Source organism: Sphingobium sp., from assembly GCF_049304695.1.
In the GTDB taxonomy this organism is placed as follows: domain Bacteria; phylum Pseudomonadota; class Alphaproteobacteria; order Sphingomonadales; family Sphingomonadaceae; genus Sphingobium.
Window position 1 is genome coordinate 22,410 of the sequence record NZ_JBAQOK010000016.1, and the last position, 13,806, is coordinate 36,215.

Below are 13,806 nucleotides of genomic sequence, written 5' to 3' on the forward strand. Positions count from 1 at the left end.
CTGGAAATTACCCGCCCCGCAGCAACCCCACCGCCGCATCCCGCTCGAACAGATACAGGCACACCCGCGCCGCCTGCCCCCTTGCGCTGTCCAGCCCGCCGTCCCGGTCGATCAGCAAATGCGCATCGTCCCGCGCCGGATCGATCAGCGCCCCGACATGCTCCGGCGTCGCGATCTTCAACGCCGCCTCGCCCGACTGCCGCGTCCCCAACACTTCGCCAGCACCGCGCAGTTTCAAATCTTCCTCCGCAATGCGAAACCCGTCATTGGTCTCCCGCATCAACGCCAGCCGCGCCCGCGACGTCTCGCCCAGCGCATTGCCGCGCAGCAGCAGACAGACCGACGGCTTGTCCCCGCGCCCCACCCGCCCGCGCAACTGGTGCAACTGTGCCAGCCCAAAGCGATCCGCCCCCTCAATGATGATCAGGCTGCTATTGGGCACATCGACGCCCACTTCGATCACCGTCGTCGCAACCAGTATCTGCGTGCGGTTGGCGGCGAACGCCTCCATCGCCGCGTCCTTCTCCACCCCCTTCATCCGTCCGTGGACCAGCCCGACCCGCGCGCCAAACCGCTCCCGCAGCGACTCAGCCCGCGCCTCCGCTGCCGCCTGATCGCTCGTCTCGCTCTCCTCGACCAGCGGGCATACCCAATAGGCCTGCCCCCCACCCTCGACATGGCGGGCCAGCGCATCGACCACTTCGTCCAGCCGGGTGGCGGCCATCACGATGGTCTGAATCGGCTGGCGACCCGGCGGCATCTCGTCCAGCCGCGACACCTCCATCTCGCCATAATAGGTCAGCGTCAGCGTGCGGGGGATCGGCGTCGCCGTCATCACCAACAGATGCGGCGATCGCTCCGCCTTGTTCGCCAACAACATCCGCTGCGCCACGCCAAACCGATGCTGCTCGTCGATCACCGCCAGCCCCAGCCGCTTATACTGCACCGCTTCCTGAAATATCGCATGGGTGCCAACCAATATGTCGATGCTGCCATCGGCCAGCCCCATCAGCGTCGCCTCGCGCACCTTGCCCTTGTCCCGCCCCGTCAGGATGGCGATTTCCACCGGCAGGCCCGACGTCATCTTGCGCAACGTCTCATAATGCTGCCGCGCCAATATCTCGGTCGGGGCCAGCATCGCCCCCTGCATCCCGGCCTCCACCGTATTGAGCAATGCCATCAGCGCCACCAGCGTCTTGCCCGACCCGACATCGCCCTGCAGCAGTCGCAGCATCGGCGTCGCCTGCGCCATGTCCCCCTCTATCTCTGCGCTGGCCCGCCGCTGTGCGCCCGTGGGGGCAAAGGGCAGTTTCAACATCGCCCGCAACCGCCCGTCGCCTGCGATCGGCACGCCCCGCCGCCGCCGCGACGATTGCCGCACCAGCATCAACGCCAGTTGCCCGGCGAATATCTCGTCATAGGCCAGCCGCGTCCGCGCCAGCGCATCCGCCGGATCGGCATGCACCCGCCCCAGCGCCTCGCGCCATCCCGGCCACCCCTTCTGCGCCAGCAGGCTAGGCTCGATCCATTCCGGCAAGTCCGGCGCCCGTGCCAGTGCCTGCGCCGCCAGATCGCGCATCCGATTGTTGGTCAGCCCTTCCGACAATCCATAGACGCTCTCGCGCGCCGGAATGGTGGCAGCCTCCTCAGGCGGCAGGACATGGTCGGGATGCACCATCTGCAAACTGTCGCCATAGGCCTCCAGCTTGCCCGAAACGAACTTCGGTTCCCCCAGCGGCAACATCTTGCGCGGCCACCCGCTATTCTTCCCGAAATAGGTCAGCGACACGACATTGCCGTGCCGATCCGCCGCCTGCACCCGAAACGGCGTGCGTCCGCCACTGCTTGCGCGATAATCGACCGGCGTCAGCACGATGCCGATCACCCGCCCCACATGCGCCATATCCAGTTCATCGGTCAGCACGCGATCGACCCAACTGACCGGCAAATGAAAGGCGATGTCAATCGCCCGCGCGAGTCCCAACCGCTCCAGCGGACGGGCCAGCGCAGGGCCAATACCTTTAAGCGCCGATATTTCGGCAAAGAGCGGATTGAGAATATCGGGTCGCATGTCTATCTGGCTCGCTCTAACCTAGCCGGGGCAGTCATACAAATCCCCGATCGGCCATTTTGCCATGTCCGCAAAAGGAACAAATTGTGAACGATGATCCCCTGATGCGCCGCCTCAAATTCCGGGCTTGGCATCGCGGCACGCGCGAAGCGGATTACAGCGTCGGCGGTTTCTTCGAACGCTATCACGCGGAATGGTCGGCGGACGAGATCGACTGGTTCGAACGCTTCATGGAGGAACAGGACGCCGACATCATCGGCTGGGCGCTTGGCACCATCCCCGTGCCGGACGAATGGAAAGGCCCGATGATGGACAAATTCCTGAAACTCGATTTCGTAAAGATCGAAAACTGAATCATCCTCCCCAGCAAGGGGAGGTGGCAGGGCGCAGCCCTGACGGAGGGGTGTCCCCCTCTCATGAGACGGCAACACCCCTCCACCACTTAGGTGGTCCCCCTCCCCTTTGCAGGGGAGGATTTGCAAAGCGAACACCAAATGACCGATCTCCAGACCATCCTTCGGGCCAAGACGTCCCTTACCCTTTCGGGCGTACCGGCCGGCTTCCAGCCCTGGCTGCTGACCGACATCGCTCGCGCCGCCTATGGATCGGGCGGGGGCCGCCTGTTGTTCGTGGCCTCGGATGAACAGGCGATGCGCGCCGTGGCCGACACCGCCCCCTATTTCGCGCCGGAACTGGAGATCATCGAAATCCCCGCATGGGATTGCCTGCCCTACGACCGAGCAAGCCCATCCCTGCGCGCGGCCTCTGCCCGGCTCGCCGGTCTCCACGCGCTGCAAACGCCGATCAAAGGACCGCAGCTTGTCCTGACCACCCTCAACGCCATTACGCAGCGCACCCTCACCCCCTTCCGCGTCCGCCAACTCGTCGCCCGGCTCGCGCCCAAGGAACGGATCGCAATCCAAACGCTGGCGCAGATGCTCCAGGCCGCAGGCTATGTCCGCACCGACACCGTCCATGATCGCGGTGAGTTCGCGATTCGCGGCGGCATCGTCGATCTCTTCCCCGGCGGCGAAGATCAGCCGCTGCGCCTCGACTTCTTCGGTGACGAAATCGAAACCGTCCGCCGCTTCGACCCCACCGATCAGCGCACGACAGGCAGCGTAGATGGCTTCACGCTTCTCCCCGCCTCCGAAGCCTTGCTGGACGAGGACACGATCAAGCGCTTCCGTGGGCGCTACCGCGAAACCTTCGGCGCGACCGCCACCGGTGATCCGCTCTATCAGGCGGTCAGCGAAGGCCGCCGTCTCGCGGGCATGGAACATTGGCTGCCCCTGTTCGAGGAAAAGCTGGTCCCCCTGACCGATCATCTGGGCGATGGCACGGTCATCCGCGATCATGGCGTCGCCGGGTCAGCCGACGGTCGGTTCGAAGCGATCCGCGACTATCACGCCAACCGGATACAGGCCAAATCGTCAGACCCCGGCGCCTATCGCCCGCTCAAGCCCGAAACTCTCTATCTCGAAACATCCGAATGGGCCGCCGCCGTCGCGACGCTACGGATACACGAAATCACCCCCTTCCACGAACCCCAAAGCGCCACCGTCCTCGACTTCGCCGTCGATGGCCCCCGCGACTTCGCCCCTGAACGCGCGCAAAACGTCAACATCTACGAAGCGGTCGGCAAACATATCGCCAGCCTGCAACGCGCAAAGAAAAAAGTCGTCATCGCCAGCTATTCGGTCGGCGCGCGCGAACGCCTCTCCGGCCTGCTGCTTGACCATGGCATCAAGCGCCTCGCCGCCGCCGACAACTGGCAGGAAACTTTGGGCATCGCCGCGAACGGCAGCGTGACGCTCACCGTCCTGCCGCTCGACCATGGTTTTGCTGCGCCCGACGTCGCGGTGCTGACCGAACAGGATATGCTCGGCGATCGCCTCGTCCGCCGCGCCAAGCGCCGCAAGAATGCCGACGCCTTCCTGCAGGAACTCGCCACCCTCTCGCCAGGCGATCTGGTGGTTCATATGGACCATGGCATCGGTCGCTATGAGGGGCTGACGCAAATCCCGGTCAGCAAGACCGCGCATGATTGCGTCGCGCTCTCCTACGCGGGCGGCGACAAGCTCTACGTCCCGGTCGAAAATCTCGAAGTTCTCTCCCGCTACGGCTCCGACAGCGACGGCGTCAGCCTCGACAAGCTGGGCGGCGAAGCGTGGCAGCGGCGCAAGGCAAAGATGAAGGAGCGTATCCGCGAAATCGCGGGCGAACTCCTCAAAACCGCCGCCGAACGCGCCCTGCGCGCCGCGACCATCGCCGAACCCGACAGCGCGGGCTACCCCGCATTCGTCGATCGCTTCCCCTATCAGGAGACGGAGGATCAGGACCGCGCGATCAGCGACGTAATCGACGATCTAGGCTCTGGCAAACCCATGGACCGCCTCGTCTGCGGCGACGTAGGTTTCGGCAAGACCGAAGTCGCCCTTCGCGCCGCCTTCGTCGCGGCGATGTCGGGGATGCAGGTCGTGTTGATCTGCCCGACCACGTTGCTCGCGCGCCAGCATCATATGCAGTTCGAGGAACGCTTCCGTGGCTTCCCCGTCAACATCGGTCGCCTCTCCCGCCTCGTCCCCGACAAGGAAGCGAAGGGCGTCAAGGCTGGCCTTGCCGACGGCATCGTCGATATCGTGATCGGCACCCATGCCCTGCTGGCCAAGGGGCTGGAATTCAAACGCCTCGGCCTCGTCATCGTGGATGAAGAACAGCGGTTCGGCGTCACCCACAAGGAACGCTTGAAGACGCTCAAGACCGACGTCCACGTCCTCACCCTCACCGCCACGCCCATCCCCCGCACCTTGCAAATGGCCATGTCGGGCCTGCGCGAACTGTCGGTGATCCAAACCCCGCCGGTCGATCGCCTGGCCGTCCGCACCTACATCATGCCATGGGATGGCGTCGTCATCCGCGAAGCGCTGCTGCGCGAACATTATCGCGGCGGGCAGAGTTTCTTCGTCGTGCCACGCATCGCCGACCTGACGGAGATCGAGGAATATCTGCGCACCGAAGTCCCCGAAATCCGCCCGGTCGTCGCCCATGGCCAGATGAGCGCGACGGAGGTGGAGGAGCGCATGTCCTCCTTCTACGACAAGCGCTACGACGTGCTGCTCTCGACCACCATCGTGGAATCCGGCCTCGACATCCCCAGCGCCAACACGCTCATCATCCACCGCGCCGACCGCTTCGGCCTTGCCCAACTCTACCAGCTACGCGGTCGCGTGGGCCGGTCCAAAACGCGCGCCTATGCCTATATGACGACGCCTGCCAACCGCATCATCACCGAAACGGCGGAAAAGCGGCTGAAAGTCTTGTCCGACCTCGACACGCTGGGCGCAGGCTTCCAACTCGCCAGCCACGATCTCGACATTCGCGGCGCGGGCAATCTGGTCGGTGACGAACAATCCGGCCATATCAAGGAAGTCGGTTTCGAACTCTACCAATCCATGCTGGAGGACGCGATCATGGACGCCAAGGCTGGCGGCGTCGGTATCGAACGGCGCGACAGCTTCTCGCCGCAGATCACCGTCGACGCGCCCATCATGATCCCCGAAGATTATGTGCCCGATCTCGACCTGCGCATGGGTCTCTACCGTCGTCTCAACGATGTGGAGGACAGGCAGGGTCTGGAATCCTTTGCCGCCGAACTCATCGACCGGTTCGGCAAGCTGCCTGCCCCCACGCAAAATCTGTTCAAGATCATCGAGATCAAGCAGAACTGCGTCACCGCCAACATCTCGAAGATCGACGTGGGACAAAAGGGCGCACTGGTCAGCTTTTTCGAGGATCGTTTCCCCAACCCTGCGGGCCTTGTTTCCTATATCCAGCGGCTCGACGGCGTGGCCAGACTACGCCCGGACAGCAAGGTGGTGGTCAACCGCACATGGGCCGACCCCGCCGCCCGCCTCAACGGCGCACTCCAACTGTCAAAGGGGCTGGCGAAGGCGGCTGGCTAACTTTGTCGCTACGCAGCAACGGACCGGCAACAGCGATTGCCTAAATCCTCATGCGACGATCGGGCAATATAGCCTGACGTCGCAAAACAGGAGAAACGATCATGAGCTTGACCCTATTGGCGATGGCTGCGGCCGCCGCGACGGCGACACACAGCGTCACCATCGACCATCATGGCGCGCCAGTGAAGGCGATCTACACCGCCCGCGCTGATATCAGCACACGCACCGTGGGCGCAAAAACCCCCAACCGCATGGATATGCAGCGCTGCGTCTGGACCGCACGGGTGGTCGTGGAACGCACGCTCGACCATGGCCCGGCCCTCGCCCGCAGCTTCGCCGACGACAAGCCAATCTCTGGCAGCGAACCGGGCGCATGTTCTTCGGGCCAACGCCTGGAGCAGCGCTTGCTCGCCCGCCATCAGGACCACATACAGGCGCAGTTGCTGGCGACCGCAGAGCGCGACCGCGCGCCTTTGCTCGCCGAAATGGATGCGGTGCGTAACCTTGCATCCAACTAAAGTCCTTGGCCATGTCGCCTGGGCAGGCGCACTTGCTGCGTCTGTTCAGGCCACGCCAGCGTTCGCGCAGGATCGCGGCCTTACCACCACACTCGAAGCGACCAGCGACGAACGCCGTCGCGGCATCAGTTGGAGCGATGGCGATCCGGTGCTGCGCAGCGCCGTCTCTATCCCCGTGGCCAACGGCCTCAGCCTCGACGCCAGCGCCACGACGCTGTGGGGCAGCGACCGCCATGGCGGCGCGGATGCCGTGCTGGACGTGGGCGCTGCCTATGTGCGCCGGATCGGCGGCTGGCGGCTGACCGGGGAAGCGCGCTATCACCTGTTCCCCGGCGCGCGCGATCAGGGCTATGGCGAAGTCGGCGTCATCACCGGTTTCCTGATCGGCCCGGCCAATCTCGATCTCGCCGCGCGCTACGCCCCGCGCCAATCCGCGATCGGCGGCGACAATCTCTATCTGTCCGCCGCCGCCGCCATCGCCATCCCTGCCACGCCATTCACCCTGTCCGCGCATCTGGGCCGCTCGTCTGGCAAGGCCCGCGAACCCATCGCGGCCCAAAGGCTGCGCCCGGGCGGCCGCTATTGGGATCATGGCGTCGCGCTGGATTGGTATAAAGGCAAATGGTCCGCCGGCCTGCGCTATGCCGGCAATGGCATAGACGACCGCATCGGCGCCGACACTGGCAACCGCCTGATCGCTCGCCTCGGCCTCACACTGTAACGCTTGTGGCCCGCACCCCGATGCCATAGGCTGTAGCCCTTGCGATTTGGGGAACGGACATGCCTGTCGAACTGACGATCCTGGCCTGGGCGATGCTTTTGCTGCTGGTCCACATCTTCGCCGCCGCCCATGTGAAGACCAAGCAATATGGCGCGCAATGGAATATGGGCGCACGCGACGAAAGCCTGCCGCCGCTCAATCCGCTCGCCGGGCGGCTGGCGCGCGCACAGGCCAATTTTCAGGAAACCCTCCCCATCGCGATCGTCGCCCTGATCGGCGTCGTCCTCGCTGACCGCACCAGCGATCTGACCGCATGGGGCGGCTTTATCTGGCTGGGCGCGCGCGTCGCCTACCTCCCCATCTATGGCCTTGGCATCCCGGTCGTGCGCACCATCATGTTCATGGTCAGCCTGATCGGCATCGGCATGGTGCTCTGGCCGCTCCTGAGCTTCTAACCCGCCAACACTAAAGCCACGAGGTCGGCGGACGACACCCCCGCCGACCGCAGGAATCCCTGATAATAATCGCACCCTTCACGGGCCAGCAGGTCAAGCTGGTTCTCCGTTTCCACCCCTTCGGCCACGACCTTCAGCCCCAGCGACTTGGCCATGTGAATGACCCCACGCACGATGATCCGATCGCGCGCCGTCCCCGCAATATCCTGCGCCAATCCACTGTCGATCTTCAGATAATCCAGCGGCAGGCTCTTGAGATAGGCGAGGCTGGAATAGCCAGTCCCGAAATCGTCGATCGCCACCGCCAGCCCCTCGGCCCGCAGCGCCGTCAGCAGCGCGCCAGCGGCATCCACATCCTCAATCAGCCCGCTCTCGGTAATCTCCACCGTCAATCGCGCACGCGGGAAACCGCTCCTGTCCACGATCGCCAGCAAGTCATTCATGAACCCCGGTTGGGCGATGTCCGCCGCCGTCACATTGATCGACAGGCGCAGATTGGCCAACGCGCGCGGCCATGCCGCCGCCTGCCGCAACGCCTCGGCCTGAATATGGGCCGACAGCGGCAGCATATAATCGGATCGTTCCGCCGTAGCGAACAAGATACCCGCGCCCAATGGCCCATATTGCGGATGGCTCCACCGCGCCAATGCCTCGACGCCACTGATGACCCGTGATCCGACCGGATATTGCGGCTGGAAGAGAATCGCGATCTCGCCCCTGTCCAGCGCCAGACGCAGGTCAGTCTCCAGCTTGTCGGGATCAACCTGCCGACTGTGCCGGTCCGCGGACAGGATGCGGATGCCCTCGCCACCCGCCTGCCGCGCGTCGGCCAGCGCCACGCCCGCCCGGCGCAGCAGATGCGTGGCATCATCCTCCGTCCGCGCCTGCGCAATGCCGCACCGCGCAATCAGGCGGATCAGATGATCGCCCGCACTGAACGGCCGCCCGATCGCCGCAATCAACTGCCGCGCCAAAAATGTCGCCCGGTCGCTCGCCGCTGGTTCGCCGGTCAGCCCGACCAGAAATTCCGTCCCGGTAATCCGCGCCACCATCGAACCGGGCGCAACATCGTCCACCATCCGCTCGATCCGCCGGGCGATCCGCCCCAACAGCGCGTCGCCCACCACTTGGCCATAGGCGGCATTCATCCGATCAAACTGCCCGATCGACAACAGAACAGCCGTCGTGGCCAGCCCAGTCCGCTGCTCCAGCCATTCCAGCGCAGAATGGCGTGATCGCAACCCGGTCAGATAATCGCGGCTCGACAGATCGCGCTCATGCGCCGCCGACAGCCATTCGACATCGGCGGCGATCACCCCATCCTCCATCCGCAGATGATGGACCAGCCGATCACCCGTCCGCCCCGGCAATGCATGGGCCAGCGCCGCTGGACGCCCGGCGCGGATCATCGCGCGCAACGCCGTCAACACCGCCCGCCGCTCGCTACGCGGCAACCTTCGTACCAGCATCGACGGCGTAATCTGCGACGTCCCGATATCCAGATGCCGCGCCAGACTCTCGCTGAGCTGCAATAGCGAATCCGTCCGCCCCAATTCCCAATAGAGCGCATCGCCGCGCCGGATGCGTTGCGCTCGGCGACTATGGGTCGCGCCACCACCCAACCGATCGACCATGCGCTGCGCCGAAGTCAATGTTGCGCGCAACATGGCACCGTTAAAAGGCGCCGTCATGAAATGCGTCGCCCCCACGTCCAGCAGCGCCGTAATCCCCTGCTCCTCGTCCTGATCGACCAGCACGATCAACGCGCCACCACCAGCATCTGTCGCCGGGACCAGAGGCGTCAGCAGCTTGGCCACATCGCCGCCACCGCGCATATCCACCATCGCAACCTGCGCCTCGCTGCGCAGATAGCGTTGCGGCGCATCCCCCGCGCGCCGCGCGCCGATCGCCCGCCATCCCGCTTCACGCGCAGCCTGACACAGCCCGTCGCGGTCCCCCGGCGACAGGATGAACAGACTGGTCTGTCCGTCTGCGGCGTCATCCCCGCTCACTATTCTGGTCCCCGTGTCGCGATTATTCCCCTCACGCGTTGCATAGCTGCACTGGACAAGGCGTTACCGCCCTCTCGCCTGCCCGGCAACAGCTACCACCATCATTGATGGCACCGCCCTTGTGCCGACCATCCCCATCGCTTAGCTATGCTTCATGGCAACGCCCGATCTTTCACGCCCAGTCATGACCGACGGCCTTGGCCGCGCGATCAGTTATCTGCGCATTTCCGTGACCGATCGCTGCGATCTGCGCTGCCGTTATTGCATGTCGGAACGGATGCAGTTCCTGCCAAAAAGCCAGGTGCTCACTTTGGAAGAAATCGCGCTGCTAGCCGACATGTTCATTGCGCGGGGCATCACCCGCATCCGCCTGACCGGCGGCGAACCTCTGGTCCGGCGCGACATCGGCGATCTGGTCAACCGCATCGGCCGTCATCTGGGCAACGGCCTGGACGAACTCACTTTGACGACAAACGCCACCCGGCTGGCCGATCATGCAGACACATTGTTCGATGCAGGCATGCGACGCATCAACGTCAGCCTCGACACACGCGACCCCGCCCGCTTCGCGCATGTGACGCGCGGCGGCGACGTAAACGCCGTGCTGCGCGGACTGGACGCGGGACGCGCCGCCGGCCTCGCCATCAAGATCAACATGGTCGCGCTTAAAGGCATCAACGAAGACGAAATCCTGCCGATGCTGCGCTGGTGCGACAATCAGGGCTTCGACCTGACGCTGATCGAAACTATGCCGCTGGGCGACACGGGCGAAGACCGCACGGACCATTATCTGCCGCTGACCGCCGTTGCCGACATGATCGCCGACGCGCATCCCCTCACCCCTCTGCCCCAGCGGACAGGCGGCCCGGCACGCTATCATGCGGTGGATGGCATGACGGCCCGCCTCGGCCTCATCACCCCGCTCACCAATAATTTCTGCACCGATTGCAACCGCATCCGCATGACCTGCGAGGGCAAGATTTTCATGTGTCTTGGCCATGAAGATCATGTCGATTTCAAGTCTGCCCTGCGCGAAGGTGGCCTGCCCGCCGTCGAACCACTCATCGATCGTGCCCTGCGACTAAAACCCGCCGCCCATGATTTCCGCATCGGCGCTGGCGAAGGCGCAGCCACGCGCCGCCACATGAGCGTGACGGGCGGATGACGCCAGAATGACCAGCGAGCCCCGGCGCGCCCTCGTCGCGTCCTCTTCCCAGGCGGCCCGCGCGGCAGAGGAGCGGCTGCGCGCCAGCTACGACTTCGTGCCGGTGGAGCAGGCCGAAATGGTCATCGCGCTGGGTGGCGACGGCTTCATGCTTCAAACGCTCCATTCCATGCTCGAAGCCCGGCGCATCGTGCCGGTATTCGGCATGAACCTTGGCACGGTCGGCTTCCTGATGAACGAATGGCGTCTCGAACGGTTGGATCAGCGACTGGAAAAGGCCAAGAGCTTCAAGGTGAATCCGCTGCGCATGGCGGTCGACACCGTCGATGGCGAACAATTTTCGATCCCCGCCATCAACGAAGTTTCCCTCCTGCGTGAAACCCGCCAGACCGCCAAGCTGGAGGTGCAGGTCAACGGCCGTCCCGTCCTGCCCGAACTCGTGTGCGACGGCGTACTGGTCGCCACCCCGGCAGGCTCCACCGCCTATAACCTGTCGGCACACGGCCCGATCCTCCCCCTGGGATCGGCGCTGGTCGCCCTGACCCCCATCAGCCCGTTCCGCCCGCGCCGCTGGCGTGGCGCCATCCTGCCTGAAAACACGATCATACGCTTCACGGTGCTAGATCCGGTGAAGCGTCCAGTCAGCGCAGTGGCAGACCAACGCGAAGTTCGCGATGTGGCACAGGTGGAAATTCGCATTGACCGCGCGACCCCCCTGACCCTGCTGTTCGATCCCGAACATACGCTGGATGACCGGATCGCAGCGGAGCAGTTTATCGCCTGACACACGCGTGCATGCACCCGCTGCCCATTAAAAAATCATCATTTTTATGCTTGCCCTTTTTCGAATCCCGCTGCTATAGGCGCGGCCTGCCCAGCGAGAGCCGGGCTGCTCCCTGATAGCTCAGCGGTAGAGCATTCGACTGTTAATCGAATGGCCGTAGGTTCGAATCCTACTCAGGGAGCCAAATTTTCCAAAAGTCGGTTGCTTTCCGCTTTTGATGACTTTCCGGTGCGGCCAGCCTTCTGGGTACGACGAACGATCGGGATGTCCTGCGATGATCCATTATGATCGAAGTTTGCGCGCATTGGCGGTCCTGCTCGCGATGCTGGCCGGGTTTGTCGATGCGATCGGCTTTCTCAAACTAGGCGGCATGTTCGTCTCGTTCATGAGTGGGAATTCGACCCGGCTTGCCGTCGGTATCGCCACCGGATCGGAGGCCGCCCTGCTCGCTGCCATGCTGATCGCAGCTTTCGTTGCCGGGGTGGTCGCCGGATCGCTGCTGTCTGCCTTTGCCAGCCATCGCCGAAAGCCTGCCGTCCTGATCGTGGTCGCTCTGATGCTCGCGGCAGCCGCCATTCTGAGTGACTGGCAATTCGATGGCGTTGCCCTCCCTGTTATGGCGTTTGCCATGGGATGCGCAAATATGGTGTTTCAACGCGATGGCGAAGTCAGTGTGGGTGTAACCTACATGACGGGGGCTTTGGTGAAGATTGGGCAGCGTATCGGCGCGGCGCTGCTGGGTGGTGATCGGCTGGGCTGGCTGCCCTATCTGCTCCTATGGCTTGGTCTGGTCGCCGGGGGCGTGATCGGGGCACTGACCTACGCCCATGTAGCGATGGACGGCCTCTGGGCGGCATCCGCCGCTGCGCTCATTCTGGCGGCCTTGGCACACCGGGCCACAGGACGGCAGGCTGTCGGGGAGAGACGAAGTCGTCCGCGATGACTTGATAGACGATCATATCGGGGCGATGCCGTGTTGACTGAAACCTGGGATCTTCATGTCCGCAGCGCGCTCGGCGAAAACCAGCTTCATCGTGACCGCATCGCGCGGGTTGACATCAATCCCCTTCCTCCAGCGGGCTGAACACGGACCACCCCGTCCGCCGCGCCAGTTCCTCCAGCGCCAGTGTGCCAAGGCAGCTGTTCCCATTGGCGTTCAGCCCCGGCGACCATACAGCGATCGACGCGCGTCCCGGCACGATCGCCAATATGCCCCCGCCCACGCCGGACTTGCCTGGAATGCCCACCCGAAAAGCGAAGTCCCCCGACGCATCATAATGGCCGCAGGTCAGCATCAGCGCATTGATACGCCGTGCCCGACGCGGCGACACCACGCGTCCGCCATCGGGATGCCGCCCGTCCAGCATCAGGTAACGCCCGGCCAGCGCCAGTTGCCGACAACTCATTTCCATCGCGCATTGATGAATATAATTGCCCAGCACCAGATCGACGTCGTGCCGCACATTGCCGAACGCGCGCATATAATTGGCCAGCGCCAGATTGCGGAACCCTGTCGCCGTTTCCGACGCTGCCACCGCCTCGTCGATCGCGATGCTGTCGTCACCCGACAGATAATGCACGAAGCGCAGCATTTCGCCGATCGCCACGCGCGGCTGATGCCCGCCCAGATTGACGTCCGCCACCACGATCGCGCCTGCATTGATGAACGGGTTGCGCGGGATGCCCTGCTCATGTTCCAGTTGGGTAATCGAATTAAACGGATTGCCGGATGGCTCCCGCCCGACCCGCTCCCACAACTGATCTCCCACCTTGCCCAGCGCCAGCGTCAGTGCGAACACCTTGGACACCGATTGGATCGAAAACCCCGTGTCCGCGTCGCCACCGGCCAGCATACGGCCATCCGCCGTCGCAATGGCGATGCCGAACTGTCCGGGATCGATCTTCGCCAGTTCGGGGATGTAACTGGCGACAGTCCCCCTGTCTTCCTGCGCCTGCATGGCGGCGACCAGTTCGTTGACGATATTGCCCAGATCCATGCACCCGCCATAGCGCAAAACGATCAGGCAGCCACCACCGGGCTACCAGGGTTCGAGAAAAATCTGGCAAACCAATGCCTGATGTTTCGGGTCGATTTCACACCACGTCCGTGCGTTT

11 protein-coding genes and 1 tRNA gene are annotated in these 13,806 nt (G+C 64.0%); 9 read left to right on the forward strand and 3 right to left on the reverse strand.

Annotated elements, in window-relative coordinates:
- Window positions 1-7 precede the first annotated feature (7 nt).
- Window positions 8-2,071, reverse strand: coding sequence for an ATP-dependent DNA helicase RecG (gene recG, locus WA070_RS01850; protein ID WP_422632525.1), 2,064 nt, complete (start codon window positions 2,069-2,071; stop codon window positions 8-10).
- An 86-nt stretch (window positions 2,072-2,157) separates the two neighbouring features.
- Here recG and WA070_RS01855 point away from each other — a divergent pair, with 86 nt between their 5' ends.
- From WA070_RS01855 to WA070_RS01875, 5 genes are all read left to right on the forward strand, one after another.
- Complete coding sequence (locus WA070_RS01855; RefSeq protein WP_422632526.1) at window positions 2,158-2,424, forward strand: succinate dehydrogenase assembly factor 2; 267 nt, start codon at window positions 2,158-2,160, stop codon at window positions 2,422-2,424.
- A 141-nt stretch (window positions 2,425-2,565) separates the two neighbouring features.
- Window positions 2,566-6,036 (forward strand): transcription-repair coupling factor, encoded by a 3,471-nt coding sequence (gene mfd, locus WA070_RS01860; RefSeq protein WP_422632527.1) that lies wholly within the window; start codon window positions 2,566-2,568, stop codon window positions 6,034-6,036.
- A gap of 101 nt (window positions 6,037-6,137) precedes the next feature.
- A complete protein-coding gene (locus WA070_RS01865) occupies window positions 6,138-6,554 on the forward strand; it encodes a hypothetical protein (protein ID WP_422632528.1) in 417 nt (138 codons plus the stop codon).
- On the forward strand, window positions 6,541-7,275 hold the full coding sequence (locus tag WA070_RS01870) for a TorF family putative porin (protein ID WP_422632529.1): 735 nt from the start codon (window positions 6,541-6,543) through the stop codon (window positions 7,273-7,275). The genes WA070_RS01865 and WA070_RS01870 overlap by 14 nt, the downstream gene beginning before the upstream one ends.
- A gap of 59 nt (window positions 7,276-7,334) precedes the next feature.
- The gene (locus WA070_RS01875; protein ID WP_422632530.1) at window positions 7,335-7,730 is read left to right on the forward strand and encodes an MAPEG family protein; all 396 of its coding nucleotides are present in this window, start codon (window positions 7,335-7,337) and stop codon (window positions 7,728-7,730) included.
- On the opposite strand, the gene WA070_RS01880 is transcribed toward WA070_RS01875, so the two are convergent.
- Window positions 7,727-9,742, reverse strand: a complete 2,016-nt coding sequence (locus WA070_RS01880) for a putative bifunctional diguanylate cyclase/phosphodiesterase (RefSeq protein WP_422632531.1) — start codon at window positions 9,740-9,742, stop codon at window positions 7,727-7,729. The genes WA070_RS01875 and WA070_RS01880 overlap by 4 nt on opposite strands.
- A gap of 154 nt (window positions 9,743-9,896) precedes the next feature.
- Between WA070_RS01880 and moaA the strand changes: the two genes are divergently transcribed.
- The 4 genes from moaA to WA070_RS01900 all read left to right on the forward strand — a co-directional run bounded on the left by moaA (window position 9,897) and on the right by WA070_RS01900 (window position 12,634).
- The gene (gene moaA, locus WA070_RS01885; RefSeq protein WP_422632532.1) at window positions 9,897-10,907 is read left to right on the forward strand and encodes a GTP 3',8-cyclase MoaA; all 1,011 of its coding nucleotides are present in this window, start codon (window positions 9,897-9,899) and stop codon (window positions 10,905-10,907) included.
- A gap of 7 nt (window positions 10,908-10,914) precedes the next feature.
- On the forward strand, window positions 10,915-11,691 hold the full coding sequence (locus tag WA070_RS01890; RefSeq protein ID WP_422632533.1) for an NAD kinase: 777 nt from the start codon (window positions 10,915-10,917) through the stop codon (window positions 11,689-11,691).
- A 109-nt stretch (window positions 11,692-11,800) separates the two neighbouring features.
- Window positions 11,801-11,875, forward strand: a tRNA-Asn gene (locus WA070_RS01895).
- A gap of 90 nt (window positions 11,876-11,965) precedes the next feature.
- On the forward strand, window positions 11,966-12,634 hold the full coding sequence (locus WA070_RS01900; protein ID WP_422632534.1) for a YoaK family protein: 669 nt from the start codon (window positions 11,966-11,968) through the stop codon (window positions 12,632-12,634).
- Between the two features lie 115 nt (window positions 12,635-12,749).
- Here the strand turns inward: WA070_RS01900 and WA070_RS01905 are convergent, their stop codons facing one another.
- Window positions 12,750-13,688 carry a glutaminase gene (locus tag WA070_RS01905; protein ID WP_422632535.1) on the reverse strand — a complete coding sequence of 313 codons (939 nt, stop codon included), beginning with the start codon at window positions 13,686-13,688 and terminating at the stop codon, window positions 12,750-12,752.
- Between the last annotated feature and the right edge of the window lie 118 nt (window positions 13,689-13,806).

Excerpts from the sequence above, each read along its gene's own strand:
- WA070_RS01900 (WP_422632534.1), top strand. The coding sequence starts at position 11,966 with ATGATCCATTATGATCGAAGTTTGCGCGCATTGGCGGTCCTGCTCGCG.
- WA070_RS01905 (WP_422632535.1), bottom strand. The coding sequence starts at position 13,688 with ATGGATCTGGGCAATATCGTCAACGAACTGGTCGCCGCCATGCAGGCG.
- recG (WP_422632525.1), bottom strand. The coding sequence starts at position 2,071 with ATGCGACCCGATATTCTCAATCCGCTCTTTGCCGAAATATCGGCGCTT.
- moaA (WP_422632532.1), top strand. The coding sequence starts at position 9,897 with ATGGCAACGCCCGATCTTTCACGCCCAGTCATGACCGACGGCCTTGGC.
- mfd (WP_422632527.1), top strand. The coding sequence starts at position 2,566 with ATGACCGATCTCCAGACCATCCTTCGGGCCAAGACGTCCCTTACCCTT.
- WA070_RS01865 (WP_422632528.1), top strand. The coding sequence starts at position 6,138 with ATGAGCTTGACCCTATTGGCGATGGCTGCGGCCGCCGCGACGGCGACA.
- WA070_RS01890 (WP_422632533.1), top strand. The coding sequence starts at position 10,915 with ATGACCAGCGAGCCCCGGCGCGCCCTCGTCGCGTCCTCTTCCCAGGCG.
- WA070_RS01875 (WP_422632530.1), top strand. The coding sequence starts at position 7,335 with ATGCCTGTCGAACTGACGATCCTGGCCTGGGCGATGCTTTTGCTGCTG.